Origin of the sequence: Paracoccus bogoriensis, assembly GCF_019431455.1 — a bacterium.
GTDB lineage: Bacteria > Pseudomonadota > Alphaproteobacteria > Rhodobacterales > Rhodobacteraceae > Paracoccus > Paracoccus bogoriensis.
The window spans coordinates 55,509-72,653 of the sequence record NZ_JAHYSR010000014.1 but is presented as its reverse complement, the minus strand read 5'-3'; the positions used below and the strand labels follow the sequence as shown (position 1 = coordinate 72,653).

General features: G+C 65.1%; 17 protein-coding genes and 2 tRNA genes. 10 read left to right on the top strand and 9 right to left on the bottom strand.

The genetic code is table 11. From position 1 onward, the window contains the following. Positions 1-141: 141 nt before the first annotated feature. From KY389_RS15715 to KY389_RS08785, 6 genes are all read right to left on the bottom strand, one after another. Entirely contained in the window at positions 142-324 is a 183-nt protein-coding gene (locus KY389_RS15715; RefSeq protein ID WP_343222933.1) for a DUF3489 domain-containing protein, read from the bottom strand. Between the two features lie 5 nt (positions 325-329). Beyond that, a complete protein-coding gene (locus KY389_RS08805; RefSeq protein ID WP_343222932.1) occupies positions 330-689 on the bottom strand; it encodes a hypothetical protein in 360 nt (119 codons plus the stop codon). A gap of 71 nt (positions 690-760) precedes the next feature. Further along, positions 761-898, bottom strand: a complete 138-nt coding sequence (locus KY389_RS08800; protein ID WP_219830528.1) for a hypothetical protein — start codon at positions 896-898, stop codon at positions 761-763. Between the two features lie 57 nt (positions 899-955). Next, the gene (locus KY389_RS08795; RefSeq protein WP_219830527.1) at positions 956-1,168 is read right to left on the bottom strand and encodes a hypothetical protein; all 213 of its coding nucleotides are present in this window, start codon (positions 1,166-1,168) and stop codon (positions 956-958) included. A 596-nt stretch (positions 1,169-1,764) separates the two neighbouring features. Further along, positions 1,765-1,839 (bottom strand) — tRNA-Asn (locus tag KY389_RS08790). A 58-nt stretch (positions 1,840-1,897) separates the two neighbouring features. Then, the gene (locus tag KY389_RS08785; RefSeq protein WP_219830526.1) at positions 1,898-2,761 is read right to left on the bottom strand and encodes an MBL fold metallo-hydrolase; all 864 of its coding nucleotides are present in this window, start codon (positions 2,759-2,761) and stop codon (positions 1,898-1,900) included. 34 nt (positions 2,762-2,795) lie between these two features. Between KY389_RS08785 and KY389_RS08780 the strand changes: the two genes are divergently transcribed. The 5 genes from KY389_RS08780 (at position 2,796) to KY389_RS08760 (ending at position 8,557) form a co-directional block, all read left to right on the top strand. Next, entirely contained in the window at positions 2,796-4,163 is a 1,368-nt protein-coding gene (locus tag KY389_RS08780; RefSeq protein WP_219830525.1) for an ATP-binding protein, read from the top strand. A 173-nt stretch (positions 4,164-4,336) separates the two neighbouring features. Further along, entirely contained in the window at positions 4,337-6,754 is a 2,418-nt protein-coding gene (lon, locus tag KY389_RS08775; protein WP_219830524.1) for an endopeptidase La, read from the top strand. Positions 6,755-7,045: 291 nt separating this feature from the next. Then, a tRNA-Val gene (locus KY389_RS08770) sits at positions 7,046-7,120 on the top strand. A 116-nt stretch (positions 7,121-7,236) separates the two neighbouring features. After that, on the top strand, positions 7,237-8,241 hold the full coding sequence (locus tag KY389_RS08765) for a sodium-dependent bicarbonate transport family permease (protein ID WP_219830523.1): 1,005 nt from the start codon (positions 7,237-7,239) through the stop codon (positions 8,239-8,241). 4 nt (positions 8,242-8,245) lie between these two features. Then, a complete protein-coding gene (locus tag KY389_RS08760; protein WP_219830522.1) occupies positions 8,246-8,557 on the top strand; it encodes a P-II family nitrogen regulator in 312 nt (103 codons plus the stop codon). Between the two features lie 3 nt (positions 8,558-8,560). Here KY389_RS08760 and KY389_RS08755 read toward each other — a convergent pair whose 3' ends face one another. Together KY389_RS08755 and KY389_RS08750 are read right to left on the bottom strand one after the other, a co-directional pair. Continuing rightward, entirely contained in the window at positions 8,561-9,262 is a 702-nt protein-coding gene (locus KY389_RS08755; RefSeq protein ID WP_219830521.1) for an HAD family hydrolase, read from the bottom strand. 15 nt (positions 9,263-9,277) lie between these two features. After that, positions 9,278-10,303: an ABC transporter ATP-binding protein gene (locus tag KY389_RS08750; protein WP_219830520.1), complete on the bottom strand. Its 1,026-nt coding sequence runs from the start codon at positions 10,301-10,303 to the stop codon at positions 9,278-9,280. Positions 10,304-10,470: 167 nt separating this feature from the next. On the opposite strand from KY389_RS08750, the gene KY389_RS08745 reads away from it, so the two are divergent. Genes KY389_RS08745 through KY389_RS08730 form a run of 4 tightly spaced genes read left to right on the top strand, consistent with a single transcriptional unit; the run spans position 10,471 to position 14,539 of the window. Continuing rightward, complete coding sequence (locus KY389_RS08745) at positions 10,471-11,805, top strand: ABC transporter substrate-binding protein (protein ID WP_219830519.1); 1,335 nt, start codon at positions 10,471-10,473, stop codon at positions 11,803-11,805. Between the two features lie 57 nt (positions 11,806-11,862). Next, a complete protein-coding gene (locus KY389_RS08740) occupies positions 11,863-12,726 on the top strand; it encodes a carbohydrate ABC transporter permease (RefSeq protein WP_219830518.1) in 864 nt (287 codons plus the stop codon). 1 nt (position 12,727) lies between these two features. Continuing rightward, entirely contained in the window at positions 12,728-13,549 is an 822-nt protein-coding gene (locus tag KY389_RS08735; protein WP_219830517.1) for a carbohydrate ABC transporter permease, read from the top strand. A 12-nt stretch (positions 13,550-13,561) separates the two neighbouring features. Next, complete coding sequence (locus KY389_RS08730; protein ID WP_219830516.1) at positions 13,562-14,539, top strand: sugar-binding transcriptional regulator; 978 nt, start codon at positions 13,562-13,564, stop codon at positions 14,537-14,539. Here the strand turns inward: KY389_RS08730 and xylB are convergent. Next, positions 14,524-15,954: a xylulokinase gene (gene xylB, locus KY389_RS08725; RefSeq protein ID WP_219830515.1), complete on the bottom strand. Its 1,431-nt coding sequence runs from the start codon at positions 15,952-15,954 to the stop codon at positions 14,524-14,526. The genes KY389_RS08730 and xylB overlap by 16 nt on opposite strands. Positions 15,955-16,105: 151 nt before the next feature. Here xylB and KY389_RS08720 point away from each other — a divergent pair, with 151 nt between their 5' ends. Then, positions 16,106-17,143: an NAD(P)-dependent alcohol dehydrogenase gene (locus KY389_RS08720; protein WP_219830514.1), complete on the top strand. Its 1,038-nt coding sequence runs from the start codon at positions 16,106-16,108 to the stop codon at positions 17,141-17,143. Positions 17,144-17,145: the final 2 nt, after the last annotated feature.

The window sequence follows — 17,145 nt, the reverse complement described above, 5'->3', positions numbered from 1 at the left end:
CGCCTTCCTTCTCGGCCGCCTTCGCCCCGGCCTTGCCCGAGAAAATCGCGGCCATGCCCTCGAGCGCCTGACGCTTCGTCGTCGCGCACGAATAAAGACCGCGCTGGGCGCGGTCCATTCCGTTTCGTCCTGCGATCATGCTCAGGCGGAGTGGTCGTCCGGGATGCGATAGACCCGACCCCGTCCTTCCTCCACTTCGGAGAGGGTGGTCAGGCCCAGACGCTTCTTCAGTGCGCCAGCCAGCGCACCACGAGCAGTATGTGGTTGCCATCCGGTGGCATCGAAGATCTGCTGCAACGTGGCGCCCTCCGGCGTCCGCAGCATGGCGATCAGCGCAGCCTGCTTCGTTCCCGCGCGCTGGGCGCGCTGTGGGCGCGGTGTGGGCTCGTCCTCCGTCCTCGGGTGGTGTTCTCGGATTTGATGCAGATGGCCGCGAGGCCCGCGTCTGTGATGTGCAAGAGGATCGCGCGACCGTCCTCGTCATTGCGCCAGATGCGGTTGATTGCGGTGTCGGCGCGCATGCGGCTTTCGGTCGTAGTCTCAGAGATCAGACCCTGTGAGAGCAGCGCGCTTGCTACCTTGGCAGCGGCCCCTCCACGGAGGTAGCCGGGCAGCGGCAGGACGTTGCGGTCCGCGCGCTGCGCTGCCAAGAAAAGGATGGTGGTCTGGGTGTCGGTGAGCGTGGTCATTCTGCGGACTCCCCATCCATGTATTCGAAACCAGCACCGTCGTGCGGCTGCCAACCAGCAGCGTGCTGCGACTAACGCCTGTCAACGATGCTGGACGAGGGAACAGAAACGCGAAGATGCTCACGCATCGTTTCGCTGAGAGCGTCGCTCGCTTCCGCGTCGTCGCTCGCGTCGATAAGAACTTCAATTGTCGCGATCATCAGCGGCATGGTCGTGGCTCCTTTCAGGGAGTGTGGTGCCCGGGCGCTGGGCCCGGGCAGTGGTGGTCAGTCGAGAAAGCTCGCTTGGTCGAGGGCGACGATCAGGTCGCGCAGCGCGGCTCCGTTGCGGCGGGCGCGAATGCGCAAGAACATCCGGTCGCTGTTCACATCGATCATCGCGTCAGGGTGATCGGCGCGGACCCCCGCGCAGATGTCGTTGATCGCCCAAGCGTCGGCGTCGGTGGCTGTCGTTTCGATCTCGTGGCGCAGCGTGGTCATGGCTTGGTCTCCGTGCCTAGTGCGTCGCGGGGTGCGTCGCTTCGTGTAATCACCATCGCTCTGCGGGCGCTTGTAGTGTAGCGAAATCGCAGCAATTACATTGCTTTATGAGCGAACTCCCCAGCAGAAAGGGGGGAAGGGAGTCCGATCTGAATGGGAATGTCGCGTCGCCAATACGCCGTGCACCGGGGCGTCAGCCACACGGCGGTGGGCAAAGCGATCGCCACTGGCAGGATCAAGACTGAGCCAGACGGCACCATCGATCCGGAGAAAGCGGATCGCCAGTGGGACGCGCAGACCGACCCATCCAAGCAGCGCGGCGCGAGCGCGCGAGCGCTGGGCGCCAGCACGGCGGCTGGGACGAGCGCGAGCATCGCGCGGCCAGCACCATACGCCACCAGAAAACCGCTGCGGCGGAACCCGAATGGGTGTTTCCGGATCGTCCGAATCTCGAAAAACTCGTTTCGCAGGGGTGGCAGGAAGGGCTCTTTTCACTCGATGTGCGGCAATCGGTGACCAATCTGGTGACCAGCTCCAAAATGCACAAAACCCGCTTGTGCGGGCGTCGTGTATCGCTTTGTTTTGTCAGGATTTTTTGGCTCCGGCGGCAGGGATCGAACCTGCGACCAATTGATTAACAGTCAACTGCTCTACCGCTGAGCTACGCCGGAACACAGGGGCCGTATAGCAATGGCCTTGGACGGCGTCCAGAGGGGTGTTGCAATTTTTTCACCGGGCTGGAGCGAAGCGGCTGGAGGACGAGAGTTCTCCCTTGCAATCAATGGCTCCGATGTCGTGAAGCGCGATCAGATGCGCCAGAACGTTGCGCTCGGCGGCCACCATGAGCGCGGGCGGCACGTCATAGAGACGCCGCGCCAGTCCGGCGGCCGAGTCGGGGCTGGCGTGCAGGGCCGACAGGATCTGCGCGGTTCTCTGGCGGCGATGGGCCAGCAGCTCGGCAATGCGCGCCGTCGGCGCGGTAATCGGGGCGCCATGGCCGGGATGAAGGATCTCGGACCCGGCCCTGGCGATCCGCGCCATCGAGCGCAGATAGTCCAGCAAATCGCCATCGGGCGGCGAGATCAGGGTCGAGGTCCAGCCCAGCACGATATCGCCGCAGAACATCGCCTTGCCCCACCGAAAGCACAGATGGCTGCCGGCATGGCCGGGCGTGTGCAGTGCCTCGATCGGGCCGGCAGGAGTGTCGATCACCACGCCGTCGGCCAGCACCCGGTCAGGGGTGAAATCCATGTCCAGCCCCTCGCCCCCGCCGACGGTTTCGTCAGCCAGCGCCTGCATCCGGGCCGAACGCCCCTGAAGCGCGCCGCCATAGGCCAGGACCGGCGCGCCGGTCAGCCCCGACAGGCGCGCGGCGCCCGCGCTGTGGTCGCGATGGGCATGGGTCACGAGAATCATCGCGATCCGGCCATCGGCGGCCTGAACCACGGCCTGCAGATGGGCGGGATCGTCGGGGCCGGGATCAATGACGACGCGCGCCTCCTGGCCCAGCAGATAGGTGTTGGTCCCCGGCCCCGTCAGGGCCGAGGGGTTGGGCGCCAGCACCACCTTGAGGTCTTTCGCAACCGCCTGCATGGGGGTAGCCTAAGGCCGTAGCCAAGGGATTTCCATGACCAAAACACGCGAGGACGGCGTATTCGGCGGACTGTTCGCAGACCTCGTGCCGCGGGGCCTTTATGCCCGCGCCGCTCTGATCCTGTTCTTGCCGGTGATCGTGATCACACTGGTCGTCTCGGTCATGTTCCTGCAACGCCATTTCGAGGGCGTGACCCGGCAGATGACCGAAAGCACGGTGCGCGAACTTGCCTTGATCGCCGAGCGGGTCGAGGATTCCGCCACCCCCGAAGACGCGCGCAGCGCCGGGGGCTCTGTTGCCGGGGCGCTTGGCCTGACCCTGCACTTGCCCGCACCACCCCGGCAAGGCGACCTGCGGCGCATGTATGACTTTTCGGGGCGGGTGGTGATCGAAATGCTGCGCGCCGGTGTGCCGGAATTGCGCGCAATCGATCTGGCCACCGACGACAAGCGGGTGCTGGTCGTGCTGAACGGACGGCACGGCCCCTATGCTCTGGAATTCGACCGGCGGCGCGTCAGTGCCTCGAACCCGCATCAGCTTCTGGTCCTGATGGTGTTCACCTCGCTTCTGATGACGGGAATCGCAACGATTTTCCTGCGCAACCAACTGCGCCCCATCCGCCGCCTGGCCCATGCAGCCGAGGAATACGGCAAGGGCCGGATCGTGCCCTATCGGCCTTCGGGTGCCGTCGAGGTGCGCAGCGCGGGCACCGCCTTCCTGGACATGCGCAACCGGCTTGAACGTCAGAACGAACAGCGCAAGCTGATGATGTCGGGCATCAGCCACGACCTGCGGACGCCGCTGACGCGGCTGCGGCTGAGCCTGTCGATGATCTCGCCCGAGATGCCCCCCGATGCCGAGGATATCGCTGCCATGGAGGCCGACATTGCCGAAATGAGCCGCATGGTGGACGGTTTTCTCGATTATGCCCGGGACGAGGCGCAGGACAGCCGCGCCACCCTGACCCCGGTGGCAAGTTTTCTGGACAGCGTGCTGGCCGATGCCGAACGCGCGGGCCAGCCCGTCCGCCTGACCCATTTCGAGGGCGACACCTCCGGCGCCGCGGTCTTTCGCGCCGACATGCTGCGCCGCGCGCTCGAAAACCTGATCGGCAATGCGGCCCGCTACGGCAAGGTCGTTGAACTGGACGCAACCCTCGGGCCTCGCAGTCTGCGGATCGGTGTCGAGGATGACGGTCCAGGCATCCCCGAAGACAGCATGGACGCGGCGATGCGCCCCTTCACGCGCCTGGATCCCGCAAGGCGGCGCAATCGGCAGCAGGGTGCCGGCCTGGGTCTTGCCATCGCCGCCGACGTGGCGCGCGCGCATGGCGGGCACCTGCGCCTGGGGCGCGGCGGCCGGCTTGGCGGGCTGCGCGCGGAACTGGTGATCCCACGCTGAACGGGGCACGGCCAGCTCGCAAGGAGACCATGGACGCCCAAGGATGCCCATGGATATAGCGTGTATTCTAAGCGTCATATTGAACGATGGCGGGGGCGAACCTAGATTGGCGCGATGCAGGGGCCGTGCGTCGCCATGACGGGGCCACGGCTTCGGGCAGGAAAGGAAAAATGATGAATGACTTGACCTCTGCGACCTACCCGGTTCTGCCGCTGCGCGACATTGTGGTGTTTCCGCACATGATCGTCCCGCTGTTCGTGGGCCGGGAAAAGTCGGTGCGCGCGCTGGAAGCGGTGATTGAAAGCGATCGCCCGATCCTGCTGGCCGCACAAAAGGATGCTGCGGTTGATGAACCCTCCGAGGATGGCATCTACACGACCGGGGTTCTGGCCAATGTGCTTCAGCTGCTGAAACTGCCGGACGGCACCGTCAAGGTGCTGGTCGAGGGGCGCGAACGTGTCCGCATCACGAGCTTCGTTCCCAATGACGACCATTTCGAGGCCATGGCCCAGGCTGTCCCGGAATTGCCCGGCGACGAGGCAACGTCACAGGCGCTGGTCCGCACCGTGGCCGAGGAATTCGACCGCTACGTCAAGATCCGCAAGAACATCCCCGAAGAAGTCGTGGCTGCCGTCGCCGAGACGCGCGAAGCGGCCAAGCTGGCGGATCTGGTGGCGGGTCATCTGGGCGTGCCGCTGGATCGCAAGCAGGATCTTCTTGAAACCGACGACATCGCCGAGCGTCTGGAAAAGGTCTATGGTCTGATGCAGGGCGAAATGTCCGTCATTCAGGTCGAGAAGAAGATCAAGTCCCGCGTCAAGACCCAGATGGAGAAGACGCAGCGCGAATATTACCTGAATGAGCAGATGAAGGCCATTCAGAAGGAACTCGGGGATGGCGAGGACGGCCAGAACGAGCTGGCCGAGCTGGAAGAGCGGATCCGCAAGACCAAGTTCAGCAAGGAAGCCCGCGAAAAGGCCGAATCGGAACTCAAGAAGCTGAAATCCATGTCGCCGATGTCCGCCGAGGCGACCGTCAGCCGCAATTATCTGGACTGGCTGCTGGCTTTGCCCTGGGGCATCAAATCGCGCACTCGCAAGGATCTGCCGCGGGCCGAAGCGATCCTTGATGCCGATCATTACGGGCTGGAAAAGGTCAAGGAACGTATCGTCGAATACCTGGCGGTGCAGGCGCGCAGCCAGAAGCTGAAAGGCCCGATCCTGACGCTGGTCGGCCCTCCGGGCGTGGGCAAGACCTCGCTCGGCCGCTCGATCGCCAAGGCGACGGGGCGTGAATTCATCCGCATCTCGCTTGGCGGTGTGCGCGACGAATCCGAGATCCGGGGCCACCGGCGGACCTATATCGGCTCGATGCCCGGCAAGATCATTCAGGCGCTGAGAAAGGCCAGAACCACAAACCCGCTGATTCTGCTGGACGAAATCGACAAGATGGGTCAGGACTTCCGCGGCGACCCGGCCTCGGCTATGCTGGAGGTGCTGGACCCCGAACAGAACTCGACCTTCGTGGACCACTATCTGGAAGTGGAATACGACTTGTCGAACGTGATGTTCGTGACCACGGCCAACAGCTACAACATGCCGGGGCCGTTGCTTGACCGGATGGAGATCATCAGCCTGTCCGGCTATACCGAGGACGAAAAGCGCGAGATTGCCAAGGGCCACCTGCTGCCCAAGCAGATCGCCGCGAACGGCCTGCGCAAGGGCGAGTTCAGCGTGACCGACGAGGCGTTGACCCATGTCATTCGCTATTATACCCGCGAGGCGGGCGTGCGGTCGCTGGAGCGCGAAATCGCCAAACTGGCCCGCAAGGCCGTGACCGAAATTCTCAAGGGCAAGGTCAAATCCGTCGAGGTGACACCCGAGAAGGCCGAGGAATATCTGGGCGTAAGGCGCCACCGCTATGGCCTGGCGGAGAAAGAGGATCAAGTCGGCGTCGTGACCGGTCTGGCCTGGACTTCGGTCGGGGGTGACCTTCTTCAGATCGAGGCGCTGCGCCTGCCCGGCAAGGGGCGGATGAAGACGACCGGCAAGCTGGGCGAGGTGATGAAAGAGTCGATCGACGCGGCCTCCAGCTTCGTGCGCTCGATCGCGCCCGAGATTGGGGTCAAGCCCCCCGAATTCGACCGGCGCGACATTCACGTCCACGTCCCCGAGGGCGCGACACCCAAGGACGGTCCTTCGGCGGGCATTGCCATGGTGACATCGGTTGTGTCGGTGATGACAGGCATCCCTGTCCGCAAGGATATTGCCATGACCGGCGAAGTGACCTTGCGTGGCAATGTGCTGGCCATCGGCGGGCTGAAGGAAAAACTGCTGGCGGCGCTGCGAGGCGGCATCAAGACGGTGCTGATTCCGCAGGACAACGAAAAGGATCTGGCCGAGATCCCGGAGAATGTGAAGGAGGGTCTGACCATCATTCCTGTCAGCAATGTTCGCGAGGTTCTGAAGCACGCGCTGGTCCGGATGCCTGAGCCCGTCGAATGGGACGAAGCCGCGGAAGAAGCTGCCGAAGCCGCCCGATTGGCCGCCCGCAATCAAGACGACGCCCAAGGCAAATCCGTCGCACATTGACGCTTGTCGCGACTTGGCAGGGGCCGGGTGCAAACCCGTCCCCCTGTCATTGCGCCGCCCCTGCCGCGGAAGATGTCGATGCAGCGTCACATCGTGTCGTGTCTTACCCGGACAGAGGCCTGCCACAGCGCGGCCCTGTCGTTGATCCAGGCGATTCAGGCCCGTCCTTGGCCAGCGTTCCCGACAGGTGGTCCCCTTTGTGGCAGGCACAGGTCGCGCCCGGAACCCGATATCGGTGCCGCGATCAGCCTCTTGCAACCCTCTGCATCTGGCGTTAGAAGCCGCCTCAACGGGTGATTAGCTCAGTGGTAGAGCGCTTCGTTCACATCGAAGATGTCGGGGGTTCAAATCCCTCATCACCCACCACCTTTCCCCCTTGGCATCCTCTACGCGTGACAAGGAAACGCTTGATCGGTCAAGCATTTCGCGCAAGGTAGCGCCGCGGCCCGCGGGGGCTGCGGGCAACAACGGGCGCAGGGATCATGGACGGCATTCTGGCACTTGCGGCAGAGAATCTCATCTCGCCGATCATCCTGTTCTTTGCATTGGGCTTCGCGGCGGCCTTCGCGCGTTCCGACCTCAGCGTCCCCGAAGCCGTGGCCAAGGGCCTGTCGCTTTACCTGTTGCTGGCCATCGGCTTCAAGGGCGGCGCCAGCGTCGCCGCCCATGGCGTCGATGCCACGCTGATCATGTCCTTGCTGGCCGGTCTGGTCCTGTCCTTCGTCCTTCCCTTCGTCGCCTTTGGTCTCTTGCGGATGATAACGGGGCTTTCGGTCATCGACGCGGCTGCGGTTGCGGCGCATTATGGCTCGATCTCGATCGTGACCTTCGTGACGGCCAGTTCGGTCCTGACCGCCGCGGGGCTGGTCTTCGAGGGTTACATGGTCGCCGTCGCTGCCGTGATGGAGGCGCCCGCCATCCTCAGCGCCCTGTGGCTGGTCGCGCGTGCAGGCCGTCCCGCAACCGGATCGCATGGCGGATCTGGCCGCGGACTGGACGCGGAATTGCTGCGCGAGATTCTGCTGAACGGGTCGATCGTGCTGCTGATCGGCGCTTTTGCCATCGGTGCAATCACCGGGCAAGAGGGGCTGGCCCGGATCGAAGCCTTCATCGTCGCCCCGTTTCAGGGCGTGCTGTGCCTGTTCCTGCTGGACATGGGCCTTGTCGCGGGGCGCGGCCTGCGCGACACGCGGGGCCTGTTGCGTCCCGGCCTGCTGGCTTTCGGCATCCTCATGCCGCTGACGGGTGCCACGCTGGGGCTGGTGGCGGGGGGCTTGCTGGGCCTGTCGGTCGGCGGCATCATGCTGATGATGACGGTGTCGGCCTCGGCCTCCTATATTGCGGTTCCTGCAGCCATGCGCGTTGCCCTGCCCGAGGCGAACCCGGCCATCTATCTGACCTTGGCTCTGGGCATCACATTCCCGTTCAACCTGACCATCGGAATCCCCATCTATCTGGCTGTGGCCAAGGTCATCTTCGGAGGCTGAGACGATGCAGACCCACAAGGCGAAGCGTGTTGAAATCACCATCGAGGCCGTGATGGAACGCCGTCTGGCGGAATCGCTGGAAAAGGTTGGCGTGACGGGCTTCACGATCCTGCCGGTTCTGGGCGGGTCCGGCCGGTCGGGCCGCTGGAGCCGCGAAGGCCAGGTCAGCCGCGCCAGCGGTATGATCAACGTCGTTTGCATCATCCGCCCCGAACGGCTGGACTCGCTGCTGGACGCGGCCTTCGGCGTGCTGGACCGCCATATCGGCGTCGTCAGCGTCACCGATTGCGAGGTTCTGCGCGCCGAGCGTTTCTAGGCGTCAAAGCCAGGCCGTGACCTCGTCCAGCGCGGTCAGCATCCGCTCGGCGCCTCGTTCCGTCAGAAGCGCCCCATGCGACTGCGCCAGCGCGGCCAGATGCCCGCCCCCGACAAAGCCCAGGGCGCGCATTCCGGCGGCGCGCGCGGCCTCGATCCCGGCGGGCGCGTCCTCGACCACCAGACATTCGCCCGGCGCCACCCCCATCCGCTCGGCCGCCAGCAGGAACAGGTCGGGGGCAGGCTTGCCGCGCAAGACCAGATCGGCGCTGAAGACCCGGCCCGCAAAGCGCGGGGCCAGCCCCGTCACCTCCAGCGAGACATCCAGCCGCCGATACGCGCTGCCCGAGGCGATGCAATAAGCCACACCGCGACGGTCCAGCGCGTCCAGCAGGTCGGTGATGCCCGGCATGGCCCGCAATTCGGCACGGAAGCGGGCAAAGAGCAGATCATACCAATGCGCCGCGAAATCGGGCTGGTCGCGCCCCGTCTCGGCCCGGATCGCCTGCGCGATGCGCGGCACGGAATTGCCCAGAAAGCGCGAACGCACCGCGTCGATCGTCAGATCCAGCCCGAAATGGGCCAGGGTGTCGCGCAGCGTCGAAAGCGAAATCGGCTCGCTGTCCACAACCACCCCGTCGAAATCGAAGATGACCAGACGGGTGCGGGGCGCCGGCGGCGCCGTGCTTGCATCATGCTTTGGCATGGGCAATCCCTTCCTTCAGCGCAGCGCCCGTCCGGCGGCGTCGAACTGGTGCAGCCGATGGGGCGGAATGGCAATCCCCACGCGGTCGCCCGGCGCGGTCTGGTCCTCGCCATCGGTCCGCACCACCACGGTCAGCGCCTCCGAGACCACGGCGTAAAGCAGGCTCTCGCCGCCAAGCTGTTCCTTGACGCGGATCGTCGCATCGAACTGGCCGCTACCCTCCGGGCCAATCGCCAGGTGCTCGGGGCGGCAGCCGATGGCCGCCGTGTCTTCGCGCAGAGCCAGCCCGCGCAGGCCCGGCACAAGCGCGCGCTCGAAGACGTTCATCGCGGGCGAGCCGATGAACTCCGCCACAAAGCGCGAATCGGGGCGGTGATAGAGGTCCATCGGGCTGCCCACCTGCTCGACCCGGCCGGCATTCAGAACGACGATCTGATCGGCCATGGTCATCGCCTCAACCTGGTCATGGGTGACGTAGATCATCGTCGCCCCAAGCTGGCCATGCAGCGCCTCAAGCTCGACCCGCATCTGCACGCGCAGCTTGGCGTCCAGATTCGACAGAGGCTCGTCGAACAGAAACACCTCGGGGCTTTTCACGATCGAACGCCCGATGGCAACGCGCTGACGCTGGCCGCCCGATAGCTGGCCCGGCTTGCGGTCGAGGTAATCGCCCAGTTGCAGGATCGCCGCGGCGCGCTCCACGCGGCGGGTGCGTTCGGCGGCGTCCACGCCGTTGACCTTCATGCCGAATTCCATGTTCTGCCGGACCGTCATTTGCGGATAAAGCGCGTAGGACTGGAACACCATCGACACGCCGCGGTCGGCTGGTGCGGCCTGCGTCACGTCGCGGTCGCCGATCAGGATCTGGCCGGAATCGATCCCTTCAAGCCCCGCGATCGAGCGCAGCAACGTGGACTTGCCACAGCCCGACGGCCCCACGAAAACCACGAAACTGCCATCCTCGACATCCAGCGAGACATCGAACAGCGCTTGGGTTCCACCATAGAACTTGTTGATATTCTTCAGCTTCACCGAAGCCATCGCCCATCCCCCCTTTGCTGTTCCCGACGGGCGCCGCCCTGCCCGTTCCTATCCTGCCCGGCCTTGTCAAGATTTCGGTTGACTTTGGCGCGTTCCCATACATTTGTATGACTACCGAAACAAAAGAATGTCAACCGACTTCTTTCATCGCAGGGAGGGGAAACACCATGAAACTACGCATACTGGCTTGCACCACGGCGCTGGCGGCTTCGGCCGCAACCGGCGCCATGGCGGAATGGAGCCTGAAAGAGGCCGCCGCCCCCTATGCCGGGACGACCGTCGATGTCATCTTCCTGACCCGGCCCGGTTATGACGCGATCAAGGCCATGCTGCCCGCCTTCGAGGAGGAGACCGGCATCAAGGTCAACATCACCGACCACCCCTATGAGAACGCGCTTGGCGAACAGGTGCGCGACTTCGTGGCCGGCGGCGATCTGGATATCGCGCTGATCGACCTGGTCTGGATCGGCAACTTCGCCGAGAACGAATGGATCCTGCCGCTTGAAGAGGTGCAGGCGAAATTCCCCGACATCGTCGATCCGGCGCTGGACATGGACGATTTCTTCCCGCTGGTGCTGAACGCCTTCGGCGGCTGGAACGGCAAGATCTATGGACTGCCCTTCGACAATTATTCGGGCCTGCTGTTCTACAACCGCTGTATGCTTGAAGAGGCCGGCTTTGACGGCCCACCCGAAACCTGGCAAGAGCTGAAGGATGTGTATGGCCCCGCCTTGACCAAGGACGGTAAATACGCATTCGCCCTGCAATCCAAGCGCAACGAGACGCAATCGGCCGACAGTTTCGCACGGATGCTGTGGCCGTTTGGCGGGTCGTTCCTGGATGCCGATTTCAGGTCCAACCTGCTGTCGCCCGAAAGCCAGGCAGGGCTGCAATTCCGGCAGGAGCTGATGGCCTACATGCCCGACGGGATCGTGGCCTGGGATCATGCGGAAACCGTCAACGCCTTCGCGCAGGGCGATGTGGCGATGATCACGGAATGGTCGTCGTTCTACACCACGATGGTCGATCCGGCGACCTCGCGCGTGGCCGATTGCGTGGGCGTTGCGCCCGAACCCGCCGGCCCGGCGGGGCGCAAGCCGGCGCTTGGCGGCTTCTCGCTGGCGGTGGCCTCGCAGGCCGACGAGGCCGAGCAGGCAGCGGCCTATCTGTTCATCCAGTGGGCGACCTCGGCCGCCAATGCGCGTGAGTATCTGGAACGCGGCGGCGTGCCCGCCCGGCAGTCGGCCTATGCCGACCCGGCCTTGGCCGAGCGGTTCAGGTTCATCCCCGCCCTTGTCGAAAGCTGGCAGGAAGGCGTGCCCGAATTCCGCCCGCGCTTTGCCGAATGGCCGGAAATCACTGAAATCGTCCAGGAATTCGGCACTCGCATGATGATGGGCGAAATCTCGATCGAGGATGGCGCCCGCGAGATCGGCACCCGGATGGAGGCCGTGCTGGAACGCGCGGGCTATTACAGCGGCGACAAGCCTCTGGCGCAGTGATGCATCGGGCGGGGGCGTTCAAGCGTCCCCGCCGTTCGACCAAGGGGGGGCGGGCCCATGCGCGGGCAGGTATCGCGAAAGACAATTCTGGCTTTCATCGGGCCTTCGGTGATCGCGCTGGCCGTGATCGGGATCGCGCCGCTGCTCTATGCGGTCTGGACTTCGCTGCATTTCTACAATCTGACCAAGCTGCGTCAGGTGCGCTTCATCGGGCTGGAGAACTACCAGACCGTGCTGACCGACGCGGCCTTCTGGCAGGCGATGGGGCGGACCTTCCTGCTGCTGGCGACCTCGCTGCCCTTGCAGCTTGCGCTTGGCCTGGGGATCGCGCTGGTGCTGCACCGGCCCGGCCTGACGCTGGTCAAGACGCTGACCAGGCTGAGTCTGGTCCTGCCGATGGCCACGACCTATGCGGTGGTAGGCCTTCTGGGGCAGGTCATGTTCAACCAGCAATTCGGCGTGGTGAACCAGCTTCTGGGGCAGAACATCAACTGGATTGGCAATGCCTCGAATGCCTTCGCGATGATCGTGTTCTGGGATGTCTGGCAATGGACGCCCTTTGTCGCGCTGGTCCTTCTGGCCGGGCTGACCATGGTCCCCGGCGAGGTCGAGGAAGCCGCGCGGCTTGAGACCAGCAATTGGTGGACGATCCTGCGCCATGTGCAGCTGCCCTTCCTGATGCCGGGCCTTGTGGCGGTGCTGATCCTGCGCACCGCCGACACGCTGAAGCTCTTCGACATGGTCTTCACCCTGACACGCGGCGGGCCGGGAAACTCGACCGAGATGATCTCGCTGCTGATCCAGCGCGTCGGCTTCCGGGTCTTCGATCAGGGGCTGGCCTCGGCGCAGGCGGTGATTCTGCTGATCATCACCATCGTTCTGGCGCGGCTCTATATCCGCGTCTTCTACAAGGAGGTCTGACATGAACCGGACCCGCCGTTCGCTGGCGATCGAACTGGCGCTGCTGGCGCTGGTCATCCTGGTCTGCGTTTTTCCCTTCTACTGGATGGTGACAACATCGCTGAAAACGCAGGTCGTGGCGATGCAATCCCCGCCCGCCTGGATCTTCACGCCGACGCTGGACAATTACCGGCAGGCGCTGTTCGTGGACGGCGTCTCGCGCACGCTGCTGAACTCGCTGATCATCGCGGTCTCGACGACCGCGTTGGCGGTGGTGCTGGGGGTGCCCGCAGCCTTTGCGCTGGCGCGGTTCGAGTTTCGCGGCAAAAAGGATCTGTGGTTCTGGTTCATCACCAATCGCATGATCTCGCCCATCGTGCTGGCGCTGCCCTTCTTCCTGATCGCACGGCATTTCGGAATGCTGGACAAGCACATCACGCTGATCCTGATCTACCTGACCTTCAACCTGCCGATCGTCATCTGGATCGTCACCGACCAGTTCCGCGGAATCCCTTATGACCTGGACGAGGCTGCCCGGATGGAAGGCGCATCCCAGTTCACCATCATGCGCAAGATCTGCCTGCCGCTGGCCATGCCGGGCGTCGCAGTGTCTGCGATCTTTTCGTTCATCTTTTCCTGGAACGAACTGATGTTCGGTCTGATCCTGACCCGGTCCGAGGCGCGCACGGCCCCCGCCATGGCCGTGTCCTTCATGGAGGGCTACAACCTGCCCTATGGCAAGATCATGGCGACATCGACGCTGATCGTCATTCCGGTGCTGATCTTTGCGCTGATCGCCTCTAAACAGCTTGTGCGCGGATTGACGATGGGCGCGGTCAAGTAACAAGAGGGGGCGATGGCACGCCAGATCAAGATCGAGCAGATCGACGCGGAAGAACAACTGCTGGTCCGTCTGGCCTATGCCTGCGAGATCGAGGGCCTGACACAGGCCGAGGCCGCCGCCCGCTTCGGCCTGACCCGCCTGCGCGTCAACAAGGGCCTGGCCGAGCTGCGCCAGCGCGGCATCCTGCGGGTCAGCATCGACAGCGTCTATGCAGCCTCGGCCGCGCTGGAATGGCAGGTCGCGGACCGCTGGTCGCTGCGCCGCGCCGTGGTGGTGCCCAGCCCGGAACGGCCCGGCGCGGTGACGACGCTGGTCAGCGCGGGGCTGGGCGGACATCTGGGCAATCTTCTGGCCGACCGCGCCGTGACGCGCTTCGGCATGTCCTGGGGCAACACGCTGAACCTTGCCACGCGCTTCATGCAGCCGCTCAACCGTCCCGATCTGGAAATCGTTTCCGTGATGGGTGGCATCGCGCGCGGATCCGACGTGAATGGCTACGAGATCACGACCCGCCTGGCCGATCTGTGCAATGCGCAACATTCATTCTTTCTGGCGCCGATCTATGCCGGCAGCGCCGCCAGCCGCCAGGTCTTCATGCAGCAGGACGTGATCGCGCAGGCGCTGGACAAGATCCGCGGCTGTCAGGCAATGGCGCTGGCCACGGGCGATCTGACGCGCTCGCTTCTGGTGCGCGACGCCCTGCCCCGCGATGTGACCCCTCAGGAACTGGTCGCGCTTGGCGGGGTAGGCGACATCATCGGCAACATCCTCGACGCCGACGGCAACCCTGTCGCGCATGACCTGAACAACCGCCTGATCGGCCTGACGCTGGACGATCTGAGGCAAGTGCCGAACGTGATCCTGGCCGCGGGGGGCGCGCACAAGGTGCCGATCATCCGCGCCGCCCTGCGCGCGGGCATCGTCAACACGCTCGTCACCGACGAGAACACCGCGACCGCCCTTCTGGCCGAGGATCAGCCCGGCCGGTAAAGCGCCCGCCATTCGGCATGGGCCGCTGCATAGGCTTCGTGGCGTGCCGCATCCGGCGTGACCCGGCGGCTGACGGCGGGCCTTCCGAAACGGGCGGGATCATAGCCCAGTGCCGCCGCCTGTCCCAGCCGCGCCGCGCCGAAGGCCGCGCCATATTCGCCGCGTTCCGGGATCAGAAGCGTGACGCCGCAGATATCGGCGATGATCTGCAACCAAAGCTGCGACCGCGATCCGCCGCCGACCGCGTAGGCCTCGGTGATCGTGGTGCCGCCCTCGCGCAGCGCGTCAAGGCAATCGGCCAGCGCGAAGCCCACGCCCTCCAGCACGGCCAGAACCAGATCGGGCGCGGAGGTGCGGCTGGTCATGCCGTGCAGACTGGCCTGCGCGGTAGGGTCGTTGTGCGGCGTCCGAACGCCGGTCAGATAGGGCAGGAAGCGCACGGGCGAAGGCCCCTCATGCCCCTCGGCCAAGGCCAGCATGTCGGGAACCGGGCGCCCCAGGATGCCCGCCAACCAGTCCAGGCACGAGGCCGCCGCGAGGATCACCCCCATCTGGTGCCAATGACCGGGCACGGCATGGCAGAAGGCGTGAACCCCCTGCCGCGTGTTGGGTCGGAACTGGTCGCTCGGCGCAAAGACCACGCCCGAGGTGCCAAGCGACAGGAAGGCGCCGTCCTCGACGATGCCCATCCCGCAGGCCGCAGCGGCATTGTCGCCTGCGCCCCCCGCGACGACCGTGCCTGGGGCAAAGCCCCATCGCGCGCAGATATCCGGGCGCAGGGTGCCGCTGACATCGGTGCCTTCGACCAGGCGCGGCATCTGCGCCTCGGTCAGGCCGGTCGCGGCCAGCAATTCGGGCGACCAGCGCCGGGCGGCCACATCCATCCACAATGTCCCCGCCGCGTCCGACATCTCGGCCACGTGATCGCCGGTCAGCCACAGCCGCAGGTAATCCTTGGGCAGCAGGACGCGGGCCGTGCGGGCAAAGATCTCGGGTTCGTGCCGGGCGACCCAGGCCAGCTTGGGCGCGGTGAAGCCGGCCATGACAAGATTGCCGCCGATCCCCTCGAAATCAGCCGCTTTGGACAATTCGCTGCATTCGCGGGACGAGCGGCCATCGTTCCACATGATGCAGGGCCGCAGCACCCGATCCTTCGCATCCAGCAGGACCGCGCCATGCATGTGACCCGACAGCCCCACCCCACGCACCTGCGCCAGAAGCCCGGGATGGTCGCGCGCAATCTGCGCCAGAGCCTCTTCGACCGCGGCGATCCAGGCGGCCGGATTCTGTTCCGAAAGAGGCGCCGGACGCAGCAGGTCCGGCACGCGCGCAGTCGCCTCGGCCTGCACGTGCTGAACCTCGTCGATGACCAGCAGCTTGGCCCCGGACGTGCCAAGGTCGATTCCCAGATACATGACGCCTCCTCGCGATTTGTGCCTTGATGCACCGCAATAATACATTTGTAAACCTTTTGGTGCTTATGTATCGTCAGCATGAGGGGCGGCAGCCCCGAAGCTGGCGGCCCGGGCAGTCTAGCCGGGTTTGCCCCGGAACAAGAGGTCGAATATGGCACGCGCCCTGGTGCTCGAAGAGCGAAACCGACTGTCCCTGCGAGAAATCGCCCTGCCGGAGCGGCCCGGACCGGGCGAGGTCGCCATCGCGGTCAAGGTCGTGGGCATCTGCGGCAGCGACGTGCATTACTACACGCATGGGCGGATCGGTCCTTTCGCGGTCGAGGCCCCGATGGTTCTGGGCCACGAGGCCGCGGGGATCGTCACCGCCCTGGGCGACGGCGTGACGCACCTTGCCGTGGGCGACCGCGTCTGCATGGAGCCGGGCATCCCCGACACGACCTCGAAAGCGTCAAAGCTGGGTGTCTATAATGTCGATCCTTCGGTCCGGTTCTGGGCGACGCCGCCGGTTCATGGCTGCCTGACGCCCCTCGTCATCCATCCGGCCGCTTTCACCTATCGCCTGCCCGACCATGTCTCGCTGGCCGAGGGCGCGATGGTCGAGCCTTTCGCCATCGGTATGCAGGCTGCCGCGCGCGCGCGGATCAGACCGGGCGACGTGGCGCTGGTGACAGGGGCCGGGCCGATCGGCGTGATGACGGCACTGGCGGCCCTTGCAGGGGGCTGCGCGCGGGTCTTCGTCAGCGATCTGGTGGCCGACAAGCTGGCCATCGCGGGCGGATTCGACGGGATCACGCCCATCGACGCAGGCCGCGACGACCCCGCACGGGTGGTGGCGGATGCGACCGGCGGCTGGGGCGCGGATGTCGTCTTCGAGTGCGCTGGCGCGGCCGGCGCGATCCAGACCGCGCTGCGGGCGGTCGCGCCGGCGGGCTGCGTCGTCTGGGTGGGTATGCCGGTCGATCCGGTCCCCTTCGACCTGGTGCTGGCCCAGTCCAAGGAGATCCGGATGGAGACCGTGTTCCGCTATGCCAACATGTATGACCGCGCCATTCAGGTGATCGGCTCGGGGCGGATCGACCTCAAGCGGCTGATCACCGCGACCTATGCCTTTGACAACGCCATCGCCGCCTTTGACCGCGCGGTCGAGGCGCGCCCGACCGACGTCAAGATCCAGATCACGTTGGACTAGGC